The organism is Larkinella punicea, assembly GCF_003334855.1.
In the GTDB taxonomy this organism is placed as follows: Bacteria; Bacteroidota; Bacteroidia; order Cytophagales; family Spirosomataceae; genus Larkinella; species Larkinella punicea.
In genome coordinates this window covers 194,090-216,989 of sequence record NZ_QOWE01000006.1, presented here as the reverse complement: position 1 = coordinate 216,989, position 22,900 = coordinate 194,090, and the positions used below count along the sequence as shown (strand labels likewise).

The following is a 22,900-nucleotide window of genomic DNA, read 5'->3' as shown; positions in this document are numbered from 1 at the left end:
GTTCCTGATCATGGGTTAAATTCAAGGATTACTGATTCAGGTTGGGTAAGACACCGCTGGGCATAGGTAAACACTTCCGGGAAGTTTGTTAATTTATCCAATGATCCTTCGACCGCCCACCGGAAATATTTCTGAAGCAAGAGAACACCCAGAAGTTGAATCGCTTTTCGGCGTTCAGTAGGGAGCTGCTCAAAAAAGTTCATCGAAGAATGAAGCAGTACAGGGATCAACGCATGGTATTGCTCATTCGAAAGGCCGGCTTCGTCAGACGTACTGACCGTATGAAAACGCGCCAGCAAATAATCGGCCGCTAAACTGACAATTTCCCATAGTGGATCCCCGACACTGGCAAACTCCCAATCGATCAAAACATACGGTGGAATTGCGGTGTCATCCGCCCGTGGTGTGAGCACATTCCTCCAGCAAACGTCCGTATTGATCAAGTGAGTAGATTGCCAGTTTGCCAGCAGAGAAGCCAAAAGTGATCTATGATGCTTTATAAATCGCCCAAAGGCCGACAAATAGAGGTTATTCACCTTCTCGATTTGCTGCACTTCCTGATCGCCCAGTTTCAGCAACCAGGGGACAAATGTACCAAAACGGTGACCCGGAATCGGGTTACACCCTTTGTTTAGAATCAGCTTGTCACGTAATCCCGCCAGAAGCTGACCAAGCTGGTGGGTTGGCTCCTTTAACAGATTACCCCGGAACGGAGCGGGGGTTTGCGCCACCAGTTCTTCGAACGTAATCTTCAAATCTGAATATTCCAGAATAAGTATCCGGTTTCGCGTGTCGATCGGCTTCACGGCCCGCAGGCAATGTTCATCCAATTTCCGGTCTGCTTCTCCCACCAATTGATAAAACCGAAGCTCACTCTGGCCTTCCGATACCTCATTGAGATGCCGGGGCTGTTTCACAAAAAAACTGGATTCAGCAGGCCGACAAACCACAAAATTGGCATTTCGGGTCGACGGAAATGGATTGTCCACCATCACCACCTCACCGGTGAATAACTCCTCAAGCTGGACTAACCGGCGATTCAGAAGGTAATGAAAGATGGTATAGCCCGTCAGCGCAATCATAGGATCAGCGGGGCGTTACTGTGGTTCGTTGATGTGGTGCCGGCAATCCGAAACTGCCCTAAAATTTCACCAATGGGCTCAAAGGATTGCGATACCCATTTCTGGGCGGCATCATCACTATAAGTAAACGGTGTACTGGTCAGCAGGTAGTTGGCATATCCCAGACTGTTGGGGTTTTCAGCGGCATCCGCAATCGTTTGCCCCGGTGGACAATAGAAGACGTTTTCACTCTTCCACTCAAAATACAATACTTTTTTCAGGAACTTGTTTGCGAGAAAAAGAGCCGCAAAACGCTTGCCGGACGAAAAATTCTGGCTAAAAGAATCTTCAAATTTCCCGGTCTGCCGAATTTCATGAATATCGGAAAGGGGGTCGGCGGCCACAATCCATCCTTCGCGAATAACCGCTTTGAAAGCATCTTTGACGAAGTCATCCGCCGTTTTATCAACGCCAAATTGCTTCTTGTGAAATTCAATGTACATTTCGAGATTAATGTCAGAAGATAACTGTAGACTTTCCATCGGCATGAGGGTTAAATAAAGGTTTATCGTTTATTTGCTTTAAAACAGCATCGGGACTGCGCCAAACCCGCCCCGAAATGACGTTGAATTGACGGCGCCGGTTTCTCAAAGGCCCACGAGTTTGCGGAAGTCTTCATCCCCGGCAAACACTTCGAGATCGCTTTCATTGGGGTCCTTGTTCGGGAAGTTTTTATCCATCATTTCCCGAATCTTTTTCTTCCATCGCTCGCCCATTCCGGCGGTTTGCTGAACCACCGCCAGCGCCCGGTTCCGGGTTGCCTCCAGCGCCGTCTGATCGGTCGGATTGTTGGTTAGCAGCCATTTCATTTTTTGTCCATAAGCCGCAGCGAGGTTGGCCCAAACGCCCGGCGAAACCAGGTTCTGGTGGTCCCGAACGTATTCTTCACCAAACCGAATGGCATCGTCGAAGCCTTTCGGCGGGTCCTGAAACAGCGCCTGATAGGTCAGGGAGCGGTATACATTTCGGCGCAGGGTTTTATCCGAGGCCGCGGTCAGTCGTTTGTAGGCTTCCAGCAGTTGCACGAAGGCCAGGTCTTTGGCTCCACTGTAATACAGAGCCGTTGCATAGGCATACCGTTTTTCCGGGTCTTCACCCAGTTGGCCAATCGCTTTCCCGTACCCTTTCACGGCATCGACATAATTGCCCAGCGAGAGTTGCGCTTTGGCCCAAACCGATATTTCATTGGGGGATTCCAACTCCGCCAGGGGCTTGCTGGCCACGTTTTTAGCGGCTTTTTTGTCGTCGTCAGACAACACCTCATCCCGGCCCAGTGTCGGCAGTTGGATGTTTTCGACCCGTTGCAGATCCTGCTCCTCCTGTTTCGATGCGGCCCGGTCGGCGCGGCCAAACGCACCGGCAATGTACAGGCGGGTAATCAGGTAGGCCCCCATGAACCCCAGAATGGTGAAATAGACCACCAGACCAGCCGCAAAATAGTCGGTGCCGGGGCCAATGCCTCTGGCAATATACCCTGCCGCACTTTTGAGCCGGGCAGGAGCTGTTCGCAACTCGACCAGTCCCAACCCCACGATGATTTTGGTGAGCCAGTCAGAAATCTGCTCCAGGTTGGTGTTAACCCGCAGATCGTACCCCGCCGTTTGCAGGAGAGTCGGCGGGGGTGGTGGCGATGGTGGCGCGGTGAGCGTGGCGGTCGGGCTGCCCGATGGCGGTGGTGGTGGCGGGGGGTTGCCTTGCAGCACGCGTGGAATTCCGAACAGGAAACCGATCAGCGCCCCCAGCACAAAACAGGCCAGCGACCACAGAACGGCGGTGAGCGGTTTTCCGTCTTTTGTGTCGTATACGCCAGCCCAAACGAAGGCAATCCCGGTGCAGAACGTAATGAGCAAAAACAGGGAGACGATAACCGTGTCGCTCAGAACCGGTAACGTTTTTTTCTTCTTTTCAGGAGTTTCCATACCCACGATGTACCCAATCAAGTTGGCGCGTTGTGATCAGTCGATTGCTGCCTCAAAAGTCACACACGACACCCTGATTCGGTAGGGGGGAATTCCTGTATCGATCCGGGGTTTCCCCCGTATTTCGACGGGAACCCCGAAAATTCCCGTCTTACGGTCTTTTTAACTTACACTTTCCGGAAAACCACAATTCCGTTGTGCCCCCCAAAACCGAAGGTGTTGCTCATGACGGTTTTGACGGGCGTCGACACGGCTTCTTTGAAAACAAGATGCAGGCTTTCGGGAATCGCCGGGTCGCGGACGGTGGTATTGATGGTGGGTGGGATCACATTATCGCGCATTGCCAGCAGGCAGATGATGGCTTCGATGGCCCCGGCAGCACCCATCAAATGCCCGGTAATCGACTTGGTAGCGCTGATGTGCAGTTTGGTTTTTTTCGAGCCGGTCAGTTTGGCAACAGCATTCATCTCCGACAGGTCGCCAACGGGCGTGGAAGTGGCGTGGGCGTTCAGGTAATCCAGGTCCTCGATGTTGATGCGGGCTTCGGCCAGCGCCAGTTGCATGGCTTTGGTGGCTCCGATACCGTCCGGGTGGGTGGCCGTGATGTGGTAAGCGTCGCCCGTCATGGCAGCGCCGGTCATCTCGCCGTAGATCGTTGCCCCCCGTTGAACAGCGTGTTCGTATTCCTCCAGAATGAGGGCTCCCGCGCCTTCGCCCATCACAAAACCGTCGCGCTCGACGTCGAAAGGCCGCGAAGCCGTTTGTGGACTGTCGTTCCGGGTCGACATGGCTTTCATGGAACAATAGCCACCGAAGGACGAGGGTGTAATGGCCGCATCGGAACCGCCACTGACGATGATTTTGGCTTTTCCCAGCCGGATGTAGTTAAAGGCATCCATGAGGGCCGAATTGGAACTCGCACAGGCCGAAACCGCCGTGTAGTTGATGCCCATAAAACCGTGTCGAATCGAAATCAGGCCGGAGGCCAGATTGACCAGCACCTTGGGAACCAGAAACGGGCTAAACCGGGGCTGTCCGTCGCCCAGGGCATATTCTCTCGTCTGTTCTTCCAGCGTTTCCGTGCCGCCCTGGCCCGATCCCCAGATGACACCCACCTCGAACGGGTCCATTTTGGCGAGATCGAAACCGGAATCTTTGATGGCCTGGTCGGCAGCAATCAGGGCAAACTGCGTAAACCGGTCGGAGCGTTTGACATCGGTGCGACTGAGATACTGAGACGCATCAAAACCGGCGATTTCGGCGGCAAACCGGGTCCGGAATAAGGACGCATCGAAGCGGGTGATGCCGGCAAAAGCCGATTGCCCCTTGACAACCTGCTGCCAGAATGTGGGAATATCGTTGCCAATGGGGGTGAATGCGCCAATACCTGTAATAACAACCCGGTGTAACATAAGGAACCTAAAGGTGAGTTTTCCGTACAATTTGTCCGCAAAGAAAGCGACTTCCCCGTTGCGAAAAAACGCCGGAATCCATTTAGGTTTGCCCCACAGACGAAAGTCCGTGAGACACTGGTCATTATAGAAATTAAGGCTTTGAAATTCTGAAAACTACCGGAACTACACCGGAACGCCCACCGATTCGGGGGCATGTGCTTTGACGGGTTCCCGACCCAGTTTCTTCAACAGCCGGTAGTGGGATGCCAGCGCCGTGGTGAACGTCGGATTCTCGATGTAGGGCAACCCGAATTCGTGGGCCGTGTCCCGAACAATCGCGGTAATGGCCGGGTAATGAATGTGGCACACTTTCGGAAACAAATGGTGCTCGATCTGGCGGTTCAATCCTCCGCAGAAAAAAGCCGCAATGGGCGAATTGGGTGCAAAATTGGCCGTGGTCCGCATCTGGTGAACGGCCCAGGCTTCCTGAATGCCCACGCCTTCGACCGGCACCGGGAAGGCCGTGCCTTCTACGACGTGTGCTAGCTGAAAAACCAGCCCCAACACCAGCCCTTCAGCCATGTGCATCAATAAAAATCCGATGACAAACTGCCACCAGGTCAGATCCAGCACCAGCAACGGGATAACGATAAAGACGATATAATAGCCAAATTTGGTCGCAAATAGCGTGATGTATTCCTTCCGGGGGTGATTCGTGTTATCGCATTGGCCAATGGTTTTCTTGAAAAATTTCAGATAGTCCTTCCGAAAAACCCACGAAAGCGAAGCCAGCGAATAGAGCGCGAACGAATACCACTGCTGGTGGCGCTGCCAGGGCCGGAGCGGCTCATCGACATCCACGCGGATCAGACCCGGTGCAATTTCGATGTCTTCATCGTGGCCGGGAATGTTGGTGTAGGTATGGTGAACGACGTTGTGCGTCATTTTCCAGACGTAAGGATTCGCGCCAATCAGGTAAAAACTGGAAGCCAGCAACCGGTTTACCCAGCCTTTCGATGAAAAGGCGCCGTGAATGGCATCGTGCGAAACATTAAAACCGATAAAAGCCGCAAACATACCCAGTAAAATAGCCATGCCCAGCATCGTCCACAGTCCAAACTGGTTCGACAGAATCAGCGCGTAGAGCCCCACATAGCCGGTCAGGAAGAAAATGGCTTTGCCCCACATCGCGCCGTTGGCGTTGGGAGAAAGGTTATTGTCTTTGAAGTACGCATTGACACGCTGCCGGACAGTGGAGAAAAACGGAGAACGATTGGTGGTATTAAACTTGAGTGGCGTTACCATAGACTATTTGTTATAAAATTTGGCCGATTTCCAGAATATTTTCAAATAATAAGGTAGGATGGTCGGCCCTTACCTGATTCAATAGAGTGAACCCGTGACGGCATTTTGCCATGGGTTTTTCGCTTCAGAATATCCCGATTGTTGCTAAGCAATACCTGTTCGAATTTGAAGACAAGGTGTTCTGACCCTTTCGGCCAGACTTCTTACAGGAAACATCAATCCTATTCGGAATTACCCTTTTGGTTGACAGTCGCGTAAAAATATAAAAAAAATATTTACAGCCAATTTTAGGAGTAACAATGCCCGGAATTGGTTTTGATGGCACCGTTGATAGGTAAAAAAGAAGAGGAGTGGAATGGAACGAGCGAAGAACGCCAATCCAGATCATATGCTTTCTTTACTACGTTGTAATTTGCAAACAAGTTCTGAAAGTCCGGGAAATAGCGCAGTTATTTTGCATATCATAAACTAAACCCCGACCCATCTTCCTAGAAACGAAGCCGGGTTGGGGTTTAGTTTGTGGTTTACGGTTTATAGTTTACGGTATTCGGTGGCTAACGCGCTCCAAAGCTTGCGTCAGCCACCGAATACCGTAAACTATAAACCGTAAACCTTATTTATCCCACCAGAGCGGGGTCGACAGCGGCACTTCATCCGGCACGTTGGCACCGTTTTTCGAATTTTCGCCGTTCGGATAGGCGGCTCTCCGGATGAACGTCGGCAGAGCGGCATTCAGCGGCAGGCGGAACCCTTTGTATTTGTAATCGTAGCGACGGGCGTCGTTCCAGGCTTCCGGGTTGAGGTAGGTGGCCACGTATTTTTCCTTAAAAATCAGATCGAGCGTCAAAGCCGCCGAACCGACGCCAACCGCCGGATTGGCGAGATAGGCATCTCGGGCGGCCGCAGCCACACCGTATTTGTCCATATTTGCCGTAATACCGGCCAGATAAGCCGCGTAAGCACGAGCCTTGTCACCCGCCCGGAAAGCGGCTTCGGCCTCCACAAACTTCATTTCGGCAAACGTCACAATCAGCAGCGGAGACGCATCGCCCGTCAGCGGGGAGTTCAGGGAAATGTAATTTTCGTCTTTCACCGTATTGTTTCCACCCACGTTGCCCTGACCGTTCCGGGTTCCCTTGTAGTCGTTGTTCACGGTTTTGTCCGTAATTTTCTCAATGCGCGGATCGACAACGCCGTAGGTTACGCCGTTCAAATGATTGACCAACTGGTCGGAAAGCCAGCCGTCGAGCAGCAATTGCGCGTTGTTCCGGGCCACCTGCGCCCACGGATTCCGCAGCAGGAATGTCGACATCTGTGCATCATCGGCATTGGCGACATACGACTTCGCCACCGCGTCGAGCACATCGGCCGGTTTGTAGGTGCTCGTTTTCGATACTTTGTTGAGCATCCGGGCTTTCAGGGCATAGGCGGTTTTGATCCAGGCCGCTGTGCTTCCCTTGTGAATCACATCGTTGGCGGCCGACAGCTTCACCTTGGAATCGGTTTTAGCCAGTTCGGTGATACCCTCGTTGAGCAGCGTCAAGGCCGTCGTGTAGAGCGTTTCGGCGGTGTCATACTTCGGCGTCAGCGTCGTTCCGGTAAACGCATCCGAAAAAGGCGCATCCCCGAACACATCGGCAATCAGCGTGAGGTGATACGACAGCATGACATTGGCGACACCGACGTATTCGGAACTGCCCTGCTCCTGCGCCTTTTTTTTGAGGTCATACAGGTCGGCCATGCCGAAATAAACCGCATCCCAGGTGCCGGTGTAATCCGTATTTTGGTAGGTGTCCGTCGAGCCCGCCGTTCCCGGATTGGCAAGGTACTGCACGAAGTAGGACGTGGTGTTGGCAACCCGCTGCGAATTGAGGGCGGTTTTGTGCGTCGTTGTCGACAGCAGCGAAGCCAGGGGCGGATTACCGATTAGGTTTGGATTCTCCTTCAGCTCAAAATAATCCTTGCAGCCTCCCAGCCCGATGAGCAGCAAAGTCAGGAGCGGAAATAGTTTTTTATGGTTGAATTTCATGATAATCAGGAATAAAGATAAAGCTTAAAAACCGACGTTCAGGGAAAACAGGAGGCTGCGGACGGCCGGATACGTGAAACCGGTGAAACCGTCGACATTGCTGCCGCTGTTCGATGAACTCGTTTCGGGATCGTAGCCGGTGTATTTGGTCCACAAAGCCAGGTTGTTCCCCGTCACGGTAAAGCGAACATTTTTGATGAACGTATTTTTCAGCACCGTTGTGGGTAAGGCATACGAAAGGCTCACGGAGCGAAGCCGCACCCAGGAAGCATCTTCGATGAAGTTTTCCGACACGCCCCGGTGTACATTCCGGTAAAAACCGTTGGTGTAGTTGACGCCATCCGGCCCTACCCCCTGCCCCAGCCACACGGCTTTGGTGTTCGGCGTTCCGTCGGCCAGCACCCCTTCAAAAACTTTGGTATCGTTGCGATCCTCGGTGTATTTGGCAATCCCGAAGGCCGAGAAGAAGTTATCCAACTGGTTGTAGCGATCCTGACCCACACGGGCATCAACCAGCGCCGACAGCGAGAAATCTCCGTATCGAACGGTGTTGGTGATACCGCCGATCCAGTCAGGCTGCGAATTGCCGATCAGCTTCTGCGCCGTGCTGATCACCGGGAAGCCATTGGCCCCAATCACAACCGGCCGGTCTTTGTCGAAAACCGCCGGAACTTCGTCCGCGGCATTGGCATAATACCGTTTGTAGGTGCGTCCGTAGAGGTTTCCGTAAGCGTATCCCGGAATCAGCTTCATGGTTACCGTCGAGCTGGCATACCCAAACTGCGATGCGTAGTTGATTTCCGTCAACCCATCGCGCAGGCTCAGCACCTTGTTGCGGTTGGCCGAAAAGTTCAGGTTGACATCCCAGTTCAGCTTGCCTTTCCGGATAGGCGTTCCCCGCAGAATCACCTCGATTCCCTTGTTCCGCATCGACCCGGAGTTGATGGCGGCTTTCACATATCCCGTCGATGACGTCACATCGACCTGTATAATCTGGTCCTTGCTAACCGAGTGGTAGTAGGTTAGATCCAGGCCGAGCCGGTTGTTCAGGAAGCTCATTTCCAGACCGCCTTCGTACGTATCCGTGAATTCCGGGCGCAGGTTTGGGTCACCCAGCAACGCGCCCCGCGTAAAACCGTTCGATCCGGCGGGCAGGTTGGCGTAGGCCGAATAGCCGGTGATGGTGGAATACGGGGCCGCATCCTTCCCGATTCGGGCATACGAAGCCCGGACTTTGCCCATCGTGATGAATGTTGGCAGCTTCATCTGCTGCGAGAACACGTAACCCAGACTCACCGACGGATAAAAGAACGAATTGTTGGGTGCCTGCAGCGACGACGTGATGTCATTCCGACCGGTCAGGGTCAGGAACAGGAAATCCTTGTAATCCATCGTCAATTCACCAAAAACGCCCATCAGCCGGTAATCTTCTTCGGATTGGCTGGGCGTGATGGTTTTGGCATTGCGCAGATTGAAGTAATTATACACCGTCAGCTCGTTGCCCTCCGCCCCGAAACTCCGGATCTGGCGGTCGTAGAGGTCATGGCCCACCCGCAGGGTTGCGTTCAGGTTTTCGCCAAATTTGGTCGTGGCACTGGCCGCAAACGTCGACGTGATGGCCCGAAAATTGGTATGGTATTGGTAGATAAATCCCAAGGCGTTGTCTCCATAAACCCGCTCATTGGCAATGCCCGACGGGCCGGGTGCGGTCCGTTTGCGATCTTCCGAGTACGTATCCAGGCCGACGCGGTAGTTCAGCGTCAGCCATTTGAGCGGGGCATATACAAAATTCAGCCCACCCACCAGGCGGTTTACGTTGTCCCGCAGTTTGTTCGTCATGGCACCATACAGGGGATTATCGTTGCCGTAGGTCTTATAAGAACCGTCCGCATTGAGGTAATCCCGAACGTCGTAGCGGGGTGACCAGTAGCTTAGGCTTTCGCTGTAGCGATCAGCATTGTAGCGGTCTCCTCCGGAGTTGATGAAGTTCAAATTCGCATTCGTGGTGAATTTGTCGCTGAACTTGACATTGGTATTGAGCCGGACCGACAGTTTATTGAAATCCGTAAACGGAATCACCCCTTCGTGTTTCAGGTGACCAATGGACGACAGGAAGGTGATTTTTTCATTCCCGCCGGAAAAAGACAGGTTGTTCTGGTATTGTTTCCCGGTCTGGTAAGCATCCCGGAAATGATTATAGAGTTTCTGCGGGTGCGTCGGATCGATCTTGATGGCTTCGGCCACGGTGGGTCCCCACGACGGAAAAAAGTCCTGCGGATTGTAAACGCCCGAATACCCGATGGTGTATTTATCCTGCACTTCCGGAAATTTATTCACATTTTCGACCCCGAAGGTGCTGTTGTAATTGACGCTCAGCGCCCCGGTTTTGCCCGATTTGGTCGTGATCACCACCACGCCGTTGGCGCCCCGCAATCCATAGAGGGCCGTGGCTGCTCCGCCTTTCAGAATGTTGATCGTTTCGATGTCGTCCGGATTGATGTCTGCCGCCCGGTTCGACATCCCCCGCAGTTCGGCCCCCGAGTTGGTGGTTCCCGTCGACGTGCTGTTGTCAAACAAAACCCCATCGACCACAAACAGCGGCTGGTTGTCGCGGGTAACATCGATCGAGTTGATACCCCGAATCAGAATCCGCGCTCCCTGGCCGGGCGCACCACCCGTGCTCGAAATTGTAACCCCGGCCACTTTCCCTTGCAGGGCATTGACAAGGTTGGGTTGCCGGTTTTGCACCAGTTCTTCCGAATTGACACTCTGCGAGGCATAGCCCAGTGCTTTTTTCTCCCGGCTGATTCCCAAAGCCGTTACCACGACTTCGTTCAGCATTTTGCTGTCCTGCCGCAGAGAAACGTTGATGCTCCGGCGGTTTTCGACCTTGATTTCCTGCGTTTCAAAACCGATGTAGCTAAAAACCAGCACGGTATTCCCGACACTCAGGCGAAGGGTATAGCGACCATCCGCATCCGTCAGGGTTCCGGTTGTCGTGCCTTTCACAGACACATTGACACCCGGCAGCGCTTCAGCGTCTCCGTCGCTCGTCACCCGACCACTTACTTCCACTTGCTGCGCCAGCGTAATCGACGAGCAGAACAGCAACGCCATTCCCAGGTAGATCCGTAATAATTCCTTCATAGACTCTCATAAGTTAAAAAATGATTAAAAAACTATTCTTATGGCAAGTTTAGCATTTATTCAAAATTTTGCAATTTTTGCTATTCAACGTAGAATATTTTGCTCTTTACGGAACTAATAATGGATTTTTCTAAACAAAACAAAGGTACAGCTTCCGTTTGGGCTGGAGAGACCGAGCGTTTCTATCAAGGGGCCACCACGTCGCCGATTGTCAACAGTGTCGCATTTGCCTATCACGACCTCGACGAATGGTACGACGTTGCCACCGGCAAAACCGAGGGCCACATCTACAGCCGGAACACCAATCCGACGGTTCATGTGCTGGAAGAGAAGATCCGCATTCTGGAAAGTGCCGAAGCCGCGACCTCGTTTACCACCGGCATGGGGGCCATCAGCAACACGCTTTTTGCGCTGTTAGGGCCGGGAAAACGGGTGGTTTCCATCAAGGATACCTACGGCGGAACCAGCCGGCTTTTCCTGGATTTCCTGCCCTCCTACCAGATCAACGTGACGCTCTGCGAAACCGGAAACCACGAAGCGATGGAGGCTGAAATTGCCAAAGGCTGTGATGTGGTATACCTCGAAACGCCCACCAATCCGACCTTGAAAGTGGTCGATATCAAACGGTTGGCCGCGGCAGCGCATAAAGTCGGCGCGGTGGTGGTGGTCGATAACACCTTCGCAACGCCCATCAACCAGAACCCGCTGAAACTGGGGGCCGATCTGGTGCTTCACAGTGCCACCAAGTTCCTCGGCGGACATTCCGACGCGATGGGCGGGCTGCTGTGCGGCAAAAAGGAGCTGGTCGAAAAAGTATTCCGGTTTCGGGAAATCAACGGGGCCAGCCTGCAGGCCGATCCAGCGTATCTGATTGCGCGCGGTATGAAAACGCTGGAACTGCGGATTGAGCGGCAAAACGCATCGGCCCTGAAGATTGCCCGGTTTTTGAAAGCCCATCCCAAAGTCAGTGATGTGTTTTACCCCGGACTCGAAACGCATCCCGGTCATGCCATCGCCCGCGAACAGATGGCCGGTTTTGGCGGGGTCATGAGTTTTTCGCTCCACGGCAATTATGAGGATGTGAAAACGTTCCTGACCAAGCTACAATTGGTCCACCTGGCCGCCAGTCTCGGATCGGTCAGCACGCTGGCCGGGCCGCCCCGAACGACGAGTCACGTTGAACTGACCGAAGCCCAGCGCGCCCAGCTTGGCATTCCCGAAAGCCTGATCCGGTATTCGGTCGGCATCGAAAACGTTGAAGATCTGATCGGTGATCTGAGCCAAGCCCTGGCCGCTTTGGAGACGGTTTTGGAGGAAGAACGAACAATATAACTCAACATTTGCCCCTAAGTTGCCCCTAAATCCCCTAAAGGGGACTACAGCTTAAGCCGGATGCTTAAAGTCCCCTTTAGGGGATTTAGGGGCAACTTAGGGGCAATTTCAACCCACTTTCTATTCATGAAAAAACCGCTATCCTTCCCAACCCATCTTTTTCTATTCTGGGTGATGTTCCTGGTCAGCACCCCCGGTTTCAGCCAGTCCAAAAAAGCAAAAAAAGAACCGGAGCCCGTCGTCCAGCAAACCTCACCTATCGTTGAGCAGCGACTCAATCAGGAACTGGAGCGCATCGCCAAACTGGCGAAAGGCAAAGTCGGCCTTTGCGCGGTTCACCTCGAATCCGGCAAGCAAATAAGTATGAATCTTCAGGAGCGGTTTCCAATGGCCAGCACCGTTAAAGTGGCCATTGCCGTAGAATTGCTGACCAAAATCGAAAAAGGCGAACTTTCCCTGCGCACGATGGTGGATCTGAAACCGTCCGATCTGCATCCGGGCAGCGGCACGCTGGAAACGCTGTTCGCCAAACCGGGCGTTCAGCTTTCGGTAGAAAATTTGCTGGAACTGATGATGGTCATCAGCGACAATTCCGCAACGGACATTTTGCTGAACCTCGTCGGGGGCGTCGAACCGGTTCGGGCGCGGCTGAAAGCACTAGGCATTCAGGGCATGTCGGTTGACCGGACCATCGTCGAACTGATTGCGGATTTGGAGGGCGTCACCCTGCCGCCCTCCGACCAATGGACCGTCGGATTCTACGATAAACTCGGCGCAACGACGACACCCGAAACCCGCCGGGCTGCGGCTTTAAAACTGGAACAAGACCCGCGCGACACCTCCACACCGGAAGCGATGGTGAACCTGCTGACCCAGATTTACCAGGCCAAAGCCCTCAAACCCGAAAGCCGCGATCTGCTGCTGGCCGTGATGGAACGCTGCCGGGGTGGTCTGGCGCGCATCAAGGGCTATCTGCCTCCTGCCACCGTGGTGGCCCACAAAACCGGCTCACTGAATTCCAGCGCCACCGACGACGTGGGCATCATCACCCTGCCGGGCGACGCGGGCCACATTGTCATAGCGGTTTTCATCACCGCATCATCTCAGGCATCAGCCGAACGGGAGCAGACCATCGCGCACCTGAGCCGCACGGTTTACGATTATTTCCTGTTTCAGCCGCCGGTTCAATCCATTCGGTAATGAAGACCTTCGCGATCACCGCCCTCGTCCTGAACGTTCTGATCTCCTTTGCACAGAAAAAACCGACGGCCAAACAACTCCAGGAATTTGATGCCTACGTGGAAGCGGTTCGCAAGGAATGGGACGTTCCCGGTCTGGCCATTACGGTGGTGAAAGACAATCAGGTGGTTTTCAAAAAGGGTTACGGTGTCCGGGAATTGGGCAAATCCGAACCCGTCGATACACAAACCTTATTCGCCTGTGCCTCCACCACCAAAGCCATGACGGTAACGCTGATGGGCATGTTGGTCGATGAAGGCAAAGTGTCGTGGGACGATCCGGTGTACAAATACCTGCCGGAACTGCAATTCTCCGATCCGTATCTAACGCGGGAAGTGAAAGTGCGCGACCTGCTGACGCACAATACCGGCATCGGAAGCACCGATTTTTTTACGGGGGCTATGACCATTCCCGCCCAGGAAATGTTCCGGCGAATGGTCTACGTCAAACCGAGTTATTCGCTCCGATCGGGCTTCATTTACCAGAACATCATGTATTCAGCCGCCGGTCGAATCATCGAACGGCTGACCGGGAAAAAGTGGTCGGAGGTCATGCAGGAACGCATTTTCAACCCTTTGGGTATGACCCAAACTGCGCCCAAACGCGGACTGAGCAAAAGCACCAACATGACGAAACCGCATTACAACATCAACGACACCATTCGGGTGATCGACTACGGCGCGGATAGTGAAATCGGTTCGGCGGGGGCGGTTTGGTCGTCGGTGGATGACATGAGCAAGTGGATCATCTGCATGCTCGACAGCAGCAAATACAGCGGTGGGCGTCTGGTAAAACCGCAAACGTGGGCGGAGATTTTCAAACCGCAGGCCATGGTGCCGGACGATGAATACCCGACCATGCAAATCCTGAAACCCAATTGGCTGACCTACGGACTGGGCTGGTATCAGCACGATTACCGGGGCCACAAAGTCAATTTTCATACCGGAAGTTTGGGCGGACTGACCGCCATTACCGGACAATTGCCCGACGAAAAACTGGGCGTGTATGTCTTCGGGAATTACGACCACGCCGAGGTGCGGCATGTGTTGCTCTACAAAACCCTCGACTTCTTCGCGCTCGGTGGCAACCGCGACTGGAATGCAGAATTTAAAACATTGTATGGCAATTTGAAGGAGCAGGGGAAAAAAGCCGCCCGGGCGTTTCAGGAAAAGCGGGTCGCCAATACGTCTCCGTCAGTGCCCTTGAAGGAATATACCGGAAAATATACCAGTCCGCTATACGGAAAAGCCGAGGTAACCCTGGTTGGTAATCAACTGGTTTTCAATATCAACGACAACGCTTTGAACGCTACGCTGGCACACTGGCACTTCGATACGTTCTATGGCCCCTACCAGAAAGCCTGGTATGGCAAGGCGCTGGCCCGGTTCGGTCTGGGCAATTCGGGCCAGGTCGATTCGCTGGTTTTCGGGGGAATGGATTTCCGGAAAGAATAAAACCTTCTCCTTTTTTCATGGTTACGTAAGCAGAACCAATTCTCAACGTAATCATGGAAAATCAGCAAAAATTGAGGGGAAAAAAAGTGGCGATTCTGCTGACCGACGGATTTGAACAGGTCGAACTGACGGAGCCCCGGAAGGCGCTGCAGGAAGCCGGTGCAGAAACGCATTTGATCGCGCCGAAGGGTGGTGAAGTGAAAGGCTGGGCCATGACCGACTGGGGCGATTCGTTCGCCGTCGATGTTGTTCTGGACGATGCCGACGCCAACAGCTACGACGCTTTGCTGCTGCCGGGCGGGGTCATGAATCCCGACCATCTGCGACTGGAGCAAAAAGCCGTCGAGTTTGTCCGGCACTTTTTTGAGGAACACAAACCGGTAGCGGCTATCTGTCATGCCCCGATCCTGCTGATCGAAGCGGATGTGTTGCAGGGCCGTACGGTAACGTCGTATCCGTCCATCAAGACGGATCTGATCAATGCCGGAGCCAACTGGGTCGACGAAGAAGTGGTGACGGATCAGGGTCTGGTCACGAGCCGGAAACCGGACGACATTCCGGCCTTTAACCGAAAAATGATTGAAGAGATTCGCGAAGGCGCTCACGCAGGCCAACACGCGTAAGCGGTTTACCGCAAGGAGTCGTCAGATAACGGCAACACCCGTCAGGTCTTCAAGACCTGACGGGTGTTGCCGTTATCTGACGACTCCTTCCACTTTTTGCCATATTATTCGTTTACTTCGCGCATGAACAGTCAGCTTATTGATGCCGAAGAACGGCTGGCGACGGTATTCAGCCATTATTATTGCGTACAGCTTTCTCCGGAAGAGCAACCGGTCACGCTGCAATTGATGCCCAACTACGAGATGTTGCTGGTGTTCAATCTGGGTCCGGCCATTCCGATTGCTTTGGGCGGTGCAACCTATGTCATTCAGAAAACCGCCGTGCTGGGGCCGCTGCAAAAAATGCTAACGTATGAACTGCCCGCCGGGACCGATCTGATGGTGGTGAACTTTACGCTCGACGGTTTCTACCGGTTACTGGGCGTATCGATGCAGGAACTCAAAGCTGGTGACTGGCACGATCCGGACGTTTTGCTCAACAAGAATTGTTTTTCGGAACTGTGGGAGCAATTGGCCCCCCTGTCTGAACTAGCTGACCGGATCTCATTGCTCAATGCGTATGCCGTAACGTTCGTTGCGCCGACCGATGCCGCATCAGATTCTTTGCGGGAAAGCATTCCCTATTTCCGGGACGCGGTCGTCGATCCGATCAAGGTGCTGGCCGAAACGCAGCAGGTTTCGGCCCGGCGTATTCAGATGCGGTTTCAAACGCACCTGGGTTATTCGGCCAAGGAACTGACCCGGTTTCTCCGATTCCGAAATCTCCTCAATTTTCTAACCCAACAACATCCACAACCGCCCGACTGGCTCAATCTGGTGCTGACGTTTGGGTATCACGATCACAGCCACCTCATCAAAGATTTTCAGTATTACCTGGGTTTGACACCCCGGCAGTTTTTGAAACAACTGGCGCAGGGAAACGTCTGTATCAGCAAAACCGGGCGGTTTTATTGAGGGAGATGATGAATAATGCCTGCAACTGCTTTGCAAAGGATGAATTATTTACTATCCTTGTTATATAACATTCTTTTATATATCAGATAGCATCTATGTCATCAAAAAGGTTGACTTTCATTTTGTGTTTTATCGCTTTCCAGATCCATGCGCAGGAAATAGTGAGTTTTAACGATGACAAGGTGGCCAGCATTGACCGCGCACTTCGTTTTTATAGCCCAAATAAGCCGGGTGGACAACTTTCCATAAGCCTGAAAGGGCGCGTGGTTTACTCCAAAGCCTGGGGACTTGCTGATCTTGAACATCGTGTTCCGATGACAACCGAGACCCGGATTGAAGCGGGATCCGTTTCCAAACAATTCACCGCTGCGGCTATATTACTCTTGGAGAAACAAGGCAAACTGACCTTAGATGACCCTGTCAACCTATATCTTCCCGAGTTACCTGTCTATCAGCGTCCCATTCGAATCAGACATCTCATTCATCACACCAGTGGATTGCGTGAATGGGGAGATGTAGCTGAACTGGCAGGGTGGCCCAATTCTCTAAAAATACCCGATAACAGACGGGTGTTTGAGATTATTTGCCGACAGAAAAAACTGAATAGCCCTCCAGGAGAGCAATTTCGATACAGCAATTCCAATTATATTCTGCTGGCTATACTCGTCGAAAAAGTAAGCGGGTCATCGTTTGCCGATTTTACCGGGAAATTTATTTTTCAACCAGCGGGGATGACTCATACCCAATGGCGCAACGACTATACCGAAGTGGTTCCGATGCGCAGCACCGCCTATGACATCAAGGACGGCCGTTTCTGCAAGTCGATGCCAGAAAATAATATCCACGGTTCAGGCGGCTTGCTAACGACCGCCGAAGATCTGCTAAAATGGAGTGAATTTTACCTGAGTGCCCGGTTGGGCGGCAACGCATTACTGTCTAAACAAATTGAGTTGGATTCAACCAGCACCCTCGTTTTCAATACGTATGCTGCGGGATTATTTATTGAAGGAAGCCCTACAAAACGGGTTTTTCAACATGGTGGAGCGACGGCTGGTTACCGCGCCAAACTGATTTGTTTACCGGATACGGGACTATCCATCGCCTGGCTCAGTAATACTTCCATGCTGGATACGACGGGAAGCGATCCCGCCCTGGAAGTTGCCGGAATACTGGTGGGGCCAACCTACCTTTCCCCCCCACAAGAAAAAGAAAAAGCCGAAAACACGGTAGTCAATATCGAAAAGCTGAACCGCTATGTGGGACTCTACAAAAGCAGTCACAGTGCCCGTGATGTGGATATTTCATTAGGACCACAGGGCCTCTTATTATCAGGCACCTTATTGAAACCGATCACTGAAAAGTTGTTTCGTTTTCATGCTATTCTTTTGTCCTTTGATACGACTAAAGAACTGGTCGTGTACCCACCCTCTTCGGAGCCGATGCGCTATCACAAAACCGACATGTCCCTTATCAATCCGATTCATTCAGAAAACTATGTGGGCAACTACTACTCCAAAGAAGTAGGTGGGTGGGTTAAAATCAGGAAAAAGAATAAAAGGCTAATTGCCCGTTTCGCGTCGGGGGGTGAATGCGGGCTAATCAACTACTTTGTCGATGGCTTCATCGCTCCGTGTGATCTCAAAGCCGATCTATTCTTTAAGCGTGGAAGCAACCACGAAGTCACGTCACTGGAAGTGAACACCCAGCGTGCGTATCATATCGATTTTGTCAAGATTAAAAACCGGAAAGCATTATATTATATTCCCTGTATTGACTAAGAATGAGAGACAAGCGACAAAACCGTTGATCAATACCGGTCTTGTCGCTTGTCTCACCTCTCCTATTCTACTCCCCCCGCAAACTCGTCACCGGATTCATCAATGCCGCTTTGATGGATTGGAAGCTGATGGTGAATAAAGCGACCCCAATCGCCAGCAAACCGGCCAGCACAAACATCCACCACGCAATGGACACCTGGTACTCAAAACTTTGAAGCCACTGGCTCATCGCATACCACGCAACCGGCGCAGCCAGCACCAGCGCGATCAGCACCAGTTTGAGGAAGTCTTTGGAAAGCAGTCCGACAATGCTGCCGATCGACGCGCCCAGCACTTTCCGGACGCCAATCTCCTTGGTCCGCTGTTCCGCCGTGAAAGTAGCCAGACCAAACAGACCCAGACAGGCCACGAAAATGGTTAAACCGGCAAAAACACCCAGAATTTGACCAATTTTCTGCTCGGCTTTGTAGGTATCGTTGAATCGTTCGTCCAGAAACGAGTAGGAAAAAGGCTGTTCGGGTTTGAAAACATCCCACTGATTTTTCATGCTGGCCAATAAACCGGTAACATCGTCGGTTTTTATTTTCACGATCATCGTTCCGGCACCCTTCCCCAACACCATCACGAGGGGCGAAATGCGCTCGTGGAAGGATTTGAAGTGGAAATCTTTCACAACACCAATCACCCGGTACGTACCTTTATTCCCTTCATTGTTCATATTGGTGATCGTCCGGTTCAGGGCATTTCCCTTCCAGCCCAACTGAGCCGCTGCGGTTTCGTTGAGAATAACCGCCGATGAATCCGTTCCGAAATCGCTCGAAAAATTCCGGCCAGCCGCCATCTCCATCCCCAGCGCCGGAATGTAATTGACATCGACATCGTACCGCACCGTTTTTACAAACTGCGTGGTCTGGTTATCGGGATACACCATAAAGTTGTTGTTGTACGACGGCCCCGCCGGTAAATAACCGGACGAGCTGACCGTGGCCACACGCGGGTCCCGGAGCAGTTCGTCCCGAAACACCTCCTGATTTTTCCCCAATGCCCAGGCGTCCGGTAAAACCAGTACCTGGTCTTTGTTGTAGCCCAGTTTCTTATTCTGGATGTAACTAAGTTGCTGGTAGACTATCGTGGTTCCGATCATCAAGGTAATGGAAATGAAAAACTGAACGACCACCAGCCCACTCCGCAACCCAATGCTCTTTTTGCCGGACGTAAACCGGCCTTTCAACACCGCAACCGGTTTGAACGACGCCAGAAAAAAAGCCGGGTAACTGCCCGCCAGAACGCCAACCAACAGGCCGAACAGCAAAATACCGGGCAACAGCGTAGGAATCGCATCAAGTTGAAAGCTTAAATCCTTGCCAGACAGACTATTAAACAGCGGCAGCGCGGCAAATGCAAAGAGACCGGCCAATACCAGCGCAATGAACGACAACAGCACCGATTCCAGCAAAAACTGCCAGACCAGTTCCTTCTTCTGAGAACCCATCACCTTCCGAACGCCCACTTCCCGAGCCCGTTTGGACGCACTCGCCGTCGAGAGGTTCATAAAATTGATGCAGGCAATGAGCAGCATGATGAGGGCAATGGCTCCGAAAATATAGACGTATTTGATGTCACCATTATTTCCCAAATCGTAGGCAAAATCTGACGAATGCAGGTGAATGTCTGTCAACGGTTGCAGGTACAGGCCCAGGTCGTTGCCGCCCTTGCGGAACTCAGCCATGCTCACGCCCATCGCCTTCTTGAGTTGTGGCCCCATGTATTTTTCGACGGTTTGGGGCAGTTTCGCTTCCAGTTGTTTGTAATCGTACCCCTTCGGGAGAACCAGGTACGTAAAAAACTCCGAAATCATCCAGGAAGGCGATTTCGCGTCTTCAAAACTAGCCATCGAAGCAAACAGGTCGAAGTGAAAGTGCGAATTAGACGGTATTTTCTCCATGACCCCGGTAACTTTAAAAACCGCAGATGCGTTTTTGAACGCCAGAGTTTTGCCAATGGGGTCCGTTTTTCCAAAATATTTAGCCGCCAGTTGCTCCGAAATAACCACGGTATTCGGTTCCACCAGAGCGGTTTTGGCGTCACCTTTCCGGAAAGGCAGCGTGAAAACCTGAAAGAAATTGGCGTCTGCAAACGCCATCTGGTCACCGGTATAGTTCTGGTCGCCCAGCACCACCGTTGGCGACCCCGCCTGTCGCAAGCGGGTGGATTCCAGCACCTCCGGATAATCCGCCTTGAGGGCCTGCGCGGTTGGTGGCATCACGTGCGATTCGTTCATTTTTCCACCCTGAACCGTCCCCCGAAAGATGACACGAACGATCTGATCCGCTTTTTCGTGAAACCGGTCAAAGCTCAATTCGTCCAGCACATACAGGCTGATGAGCAGACAGGACGCCAGCCCAAACGCCAGACCGACAATGTTGATGGCCGAAAACGCGCGGTTGCGGGCCAGATTCCGCCAGGCAATTTTGAAGTAGTTACGCAGCATGAGAGATAGTACGTATATGGTTTGCAAATAGTCAAACAAATTTTAGGCAATAACAGGTACTATGTAATACCTAATACATCAAAGGCAACATAGATCGATGAATGGCAATGACCGGTTTTATTACTGCATTGGCTTGTCCCTGAGCGGACAACTAGTGTCCATTTGCGGACAGGAAAAGAAATTTCGGACAAATAGAGTTGTTCCTTGAATTGCGTGAAAGCCGGTTGCCATTATTTACATTGAAAAGAATCCCCTAAAGTATTAAAGCCTCCTTGGTCGCCTAGCGACCCAATGTTTGTAGCATCATGTGGTTTTCAACCTGGCACATGGTCGCGTAGCGACCGAACAAAGCGGCAATCTGCGGGCTACAAACATTGAGTCGCTACGCGACTTGTTCGACGCAAAACGTAATGGATTGAAAAAAACTGAGCGGTTTTAAAGGGCAATTGCCAGACTTAATTCCATCACCCGCCGATCGTCGACATGGATTCCGTAACCGGACCGCGTTCGTGTTCGGCTTCGAAGCCGTTTTTCGGACGGTGGGCAAAGGCTTTCAGGAAAGCGGCTGTCAACTCAGCATCGGTTGCACCCGTCCGGAGTAGAGCCCGAACATCGAGCACGCCGTTGTCGTACAGACAGGTTTTGAGCGTTCCCTGCGCGGTCAGTCGAATACGGTTGCAGGTACCGCAGAACGTGCGGGTGAAGGCGGCAATGATGCCGATGGTTCCCTGATACCCGGGAATCCGGTAGGTTGCCGCGGTCGAAAACGGTGAATCCTGCTGACGTTCCAGACCGGGATAAAGGGTTTGCAGTTCCTGGAGAATGCGCCGGTGCGTCCAGTTCAAAACCGGGTAGTGGCTCCCCTCGCCATTGAACGGCATTTCTTCGATAAACCGCACTTCCACGGGATGGTTGCGGGTGAGTTCGGCCAGCAGCGGCAGGTCTTCGATGTTCTTCCCTTCCATCACCACCGCATTCAGCTTCACCGGAATCTTGTTTTCCAGCAAGGCGTTTAGCGTTCCCTGCACGGCGGGGAGTTCGTCGCGCCGGGTGATTTGCCGAAACCGTTCGCGGTCGAGGGTGTCGATGCTGAGGTTTACCGAGCCGATGCCCAGCCGCACCAGTTCCGGCACGAGCGGTTCGGTCAATACGCCGTTGGTCGTAATGTTCAGTTCTTCAATGCCTTCGGTGGCTTTCAGTCGCCACAGGAAATCCATCAGCCCATTTCTGACAAACGGTTCACCGCCGGTAATCCGGACTTTCGACACGCCCAGCCGGGCCAGTACCCGCACCAGCCGTTCCATCTCCTCATACGTCAGTAACTGGCTCTTCGGCAGGTACTTGATCCCCTCTTCCGGCATGCAGTAAAAGCACCGCAGATTGCAACGATCGGTGACGGCCAGACGGAGATAGGTGATGGGGCGATTATGGTTGTCGAAAATCATGGTAAGCAAGTTACAAAAAACAAGGCGAAAAAATTTCATTGCTGGCTGTAACCTTCCCAACTTCCCGCAGTTTCCACACCCAATTAGACCAACCCGAAACACACGCCCGGTTGAAATCGCTCACGGATAATTCACTTATGCTGCAGGTGAAGGACGGCAATCTGGAAAAGATGGGCCTGCTCTTCGAGCGGTATCACCGCGCCCTGTTCGGTTTCCTGTATCACATGACCGGGCAGACCGATGCGAGCGAGGATCTGGTGCAGAACGTGTTTTACCGGATGCTGAAATACCGGCACACGTTCACCGGCGAGGGTGAGTTTCGGACGTGGATGTATCACCTGGCCCGCAATGTGCTGGCCGATCACGTCCGGAAAAACAAACACGCGCTACACCATTATGACGTGGCTCATTTTGTCGAGAAAATTGGCGGTGGCACTTCGGCCGATGAATCGATGCAGAAAGAACAGGAGTTGGCATCCCTGCACGATGCCCTGCGAAAACTGAGTCCCGAAAACCGTGAAGTCCTGATTTTAAGTCGTTTTCAGGAGTTGAAATACGAAGAAATTGCCCGGATTCTGGACACCACCGAAGGAGCCGTAAAGGTTCGTGTTCACCGGGCCATGAATGAACTGAAACGCGTGTATATAAAAGCCTAAGTCCTTGATTTTT

16 protein-coding genes are annotated in these 22,900 nt (G+C 52.6%); 7 read left to right on the top strand and 9 right to left on the bottom strand.

Annotated elements, in window-relative coordinates; translation table 11 throughout:
• Positions 1–8: 8 nt before the first annotated feature.
• From DUE52_RS09140 to DUE52_RS09110, 7 genes are all read right to left on the bottom strand, one after another.
• Positions 9–1,082, bottom strand: a complete 1,074-nt coding sequence (locus DUE52_RS09140) for an aminoglycoside phosphotransferase family protein (RefSeq protein ID WP_114405681.1) — start codon at positions 1,080–1,082, stop codon at positions 9–11.
• Complete coding sequence (locus DUE52_RS09135) at positions 1,079–1,564, bottom strand: hypothetical protein (protein WP_133299798.1); 486 nt, start codon at positions 1,562–1,564, stop codon at positions 1,079–1,081. The genes DUE52_RS09140 and DUE52_RS09135 overlap by 4 nt, the downstream gene beginning before the upstream one ends.
• A 144-nt stretch (positions 1,565–1,708) precedes the next feature.
• Complete coding sequence (locus DUE52_RS09130) at positions 1,709–3,040, bottom strand: tetratricopeptide repeat protein (RefSeq protein ID WP_133299797.1); 1,332 nt, start codon at positions 3,038–3,040, stop codon at positions 1,709–1,711.
• A 167-nt stretch (positions 3,041–3,207) separates the two neighbouring features.
• Positions 3,208–4,452: a beta-ketoacyl-ACP synthase II gene (gene fabF, locus DUE52_RS09125; protein WP_114405678.1), complete on the bottom strand. Its 1,245-nt coding sequence runs from the start codon at positions 4,450–4,452 to the stop codon at positions 3,208–3,210.
• A 165-nt stretch (positions 4,453–4,617) separates the two neighbouring features.
• A complete protein-coding gene (locus DUE52_RS09120; RefSeq protein WP_114405677.1) occupies positions 4,618–5,739 on the bottom strand; it encodes a fatty acid desaturase family protein in 1,122 nt (373 codons plus the stop codon).
• A 613-nt stretch (positions 5,740–6,352) separates the two neighbouring features.
• Positions 6,353–7,768, bottom strand: coding sequence for a SusD/RagB family nutrient-binding outer membrane lipoprotein (locus tag DUE52_RS09115; RefSeq protein ID WP_114405676.1), 1,416 nt, complete (start codon positions 7,766–7,768; stop codon positions 6,353–6,355).
• Positions 7,769–7,792: 24 nt separating this feature from the next.
• On the bottom strand, positions 7,793–10,915 hold the full coding sequence (locus DUE52_RS09110; RefSeq protein WP_114405675.1) for a SusC/RagA family TonB-linked outer membrane protein: 3,123 nt from the start codon (positions 10,913–10,915) through the stop codon (positions 7,793–7,795).
• 120 nt (positions 10,916–11,035) lie between these two features.
• On the opposite strand from DUE52_RS09110, the gene DUE52_RS09105 reads away from it, so the two are divergent.
• The 6 genes from DUE52_RS09105 to DUE52_RS09080 all read left to right on the top strand — a co-directional run bounded on the left by DUE52_RS09105 (position 11,036) and on the right by DUE52_RS09080 (position 18,295).
• The gene (locus DUE52_RS09105) at positions 11,036–12,247 is read left to right on the top strand and encodes a cystathionine gamma-synthase family protein (RefSeq protein WP_114405674.1); all 1,212 of its coding nucleotides are present in this window, start codon (positions 11,036–11,038) and stop codon (positions 12,245–12,247) included.
• A gap of 126 nt (positions 12,248–12,373) precedes the next feature.
• Positions 12,374–13,447 carry a class A beta-lactamase gene (bla, locus tag DUE52_RS09100; protein ID WP_229312119.1) on the top strand — a complete coding sequence of 358 codons (1,074 nt, stop codon included), beginning with the start codon at positions 12,374–12,376 and terminating at the stop codon, positions 13,445–13,447.
• Positions 13,447–14,940, top strand: a complete 1,494-nt coding sequence (locus DUE52_RS09095) for a serine hydrolase (protein ID WP_114405672.1) — start codon at positions 13,447–13,449, stop codon at positions 14,938–14,940. Before bla ends, DUE52_RS09095 begins: the two co-directional genes overlap by 1 nt.
• A 53-nt stretch (positions 14,941–14,993) precedes the next feature.
• Entirely contained in the window at positions 14,994–15,563 is a 570-nt protein-coding gene (locus tag DUE52_RS09090; protein WP_114405671.1) for a type 1 glutamine amidotransferase domain-containing protein, read from the top strand.
• Positions 15,564–15,686: 123 nt separating this feature from the next.
• Positions 15,687–16,517 (top strand): AraC family transcriptional regulator, encoded by an 831-nt coding sequence (locus tag DUE52_RS09085; RefSeq protein WP_114405670.1) that lies wholly within the window; start codon positions 15,687–15,689, stop codon positions 16,515–16,517.
• Positions 16,518–16,612: 95 nt separating this feature from the next.
• On the top strand, positions 16,613–18,295 hold the full coding sequence (locus tag DUE52_RS09080; protein WP_114405669.1) for a serine hydrolase domain-containing protein: 1,683 nt from the start codon (positions 16,613–16,615) through the stop codon (positions 18,293–18,295).
• A gap of 67 nt (positions 18,296–18,362) precedes the next feature.
• Here DUE52_RS09080 and DUE52_RS09075 read toward each other — a convergent pair whose 3' ends face one another.
• Positions 18,363–20,786: an ABC transporter permease gene (locus tag DUE52_RS09075; protein WP_114405668.1), complete on the bottom strand. Its 2,424-nt coding sequence runs from the start codon at positions 20,784–20,786 to the stop codon at positions 18,363–18,365.
• Between the two features lie 464 nt (positions 20,787–21,250).
• Complete coding sequence (moaA, locus tag DUE52_RS09070; RefSeq protein WP_114405776.1) at positions 21,251–22,231, bottom strand: GTP 3',8-cyclase MoaA; 981 nt, start codon at positions 22,229–22,231, stop codon at positions 21,251–21,253.
• 137 nt (positions 22,232–22,368) lie between these two features.
• Between moaA and DUE52_RS09065 the strand changes: the two genes are divergently transcribed.
• Positions 22,369–22,887 (top strand): RNA polymerase sigma factor, encoded by a 519-nt coding sequence (locus tag DUE52_RS09065; RefSeq protein ID WP_114405775.1) that lies wholly within the window; start codon positions 22,369–22,371, stop codon positions 22,885–22,887.
• The last annotated feature ends 13 nt before the right edge of the window (positions 22,888–22,900 follow it).

Coding starts and splice junctions, on each gene's coding strand:
- DUE52_RS09135 (WP_133299798.1), bottom strand. CDS start 1,564: ATGTACATTGAATTTCACAAGAAGCAATTTGGCGTTGATAAAACGGCG.
- DUE52_RS09105 (WP_114405674.1), top strand. CDS start 11,036: ATGGATTTTTCTAAACAAAACAAAGGTACAGCTTCCGTTTGGGCTGGA.
- DUE52_RS09140 (WP_114405681.1), bottom strand. CDS start 1,082: ATGATTGCGCTGACGGGCTATACCATCTTTCATTACCTTCTGAATCGC.
- DUE52_RS09110 (WP_114405675.1), bottom strand. CDS start 10,915: ATGAAGGAATTATTACGGATCTACCTGGGAATGGCGTTGCTGTTCTGC.
- DUE52_RS09115 (WP_114405676.1), bottom strand. CDS start 7,768: ATGAAATTCAACCATAAAAAACTATTTCCGCTCCTGACTTTGCTGCTC.
- DUE52_RS09075 (WP_114405668.1), bottom strand. CDS start 20,786: ATGCTGCGTAACTACTTCAAAATTGCCTGGCGGAATCTGGCCCGCAAC.
- DUE52_RS09090 (WP_114405671.1), top strand. CDS start 14,994: ATGGAAAATCAGCAAAAATTGAGGGGAAAAAAAGTGGCGATTCTGCTG.
- DUE52_RS09120 (WP_114405677.1), bottom strand. CDS start 5,739: ATGGTAACGCCACTCAAGTTTAATACCACCAATCGTTCTCCGTTTTTC.
- bla (WP_229312119.1), top strand. CDS start 12,374: ATGAAAAAACCGCTATCCTTCCCAACCCATCTTTTTCTATTCTGGGTG.
- DUE52_RS09080 (WP_114405669.1), top strand. CDS start 16,613: ATGTCATCAAAAAGGTTGACTTTCATTTTGTGTTTTATCGCTTTCCAG.
- DUE52_RS09095 (WP_114405672.1), top strand. CDS start 13,447: ATGAAGACCTTCGCGATCACCGCCCTCGTCCTGAACGTTCTGATCTCC.
- moaA (WP_114405776.1), bottom strand. CDS start 22,231: ATGATTTTCGACAACCATAATCGCCCCATCACCTATCTCCGTCTGGCC.
- DUE52_RS09065 (WP_114405775.1), top strand. CDS start 22,369: ATGCTGCAGGTGAAGGACGGCAATCTGGAAAAGATGGGCCTGCTCTTC.
- fabF (WP_114405678.1), bottom strand. CDS start 4,452: ATGTTACACCGGGTTGTTATTACAGGTATTGGCGCATTCACCCCCATT.
- DUE52_RS09130 (WP_133299797.1), bottom strand. CDS start 3,040: ATGGAAACTCCTGAAAAGAAGAAAAAAACGTTACCGGTTCTGAGCGAC.
- DUE52_RS09085 (WP_114405670.1), top strand. CDS start 15,687: ATGAACAGTCAGCTTATTGATGCCGAAGAACGGCTGGCGACGGTATTC.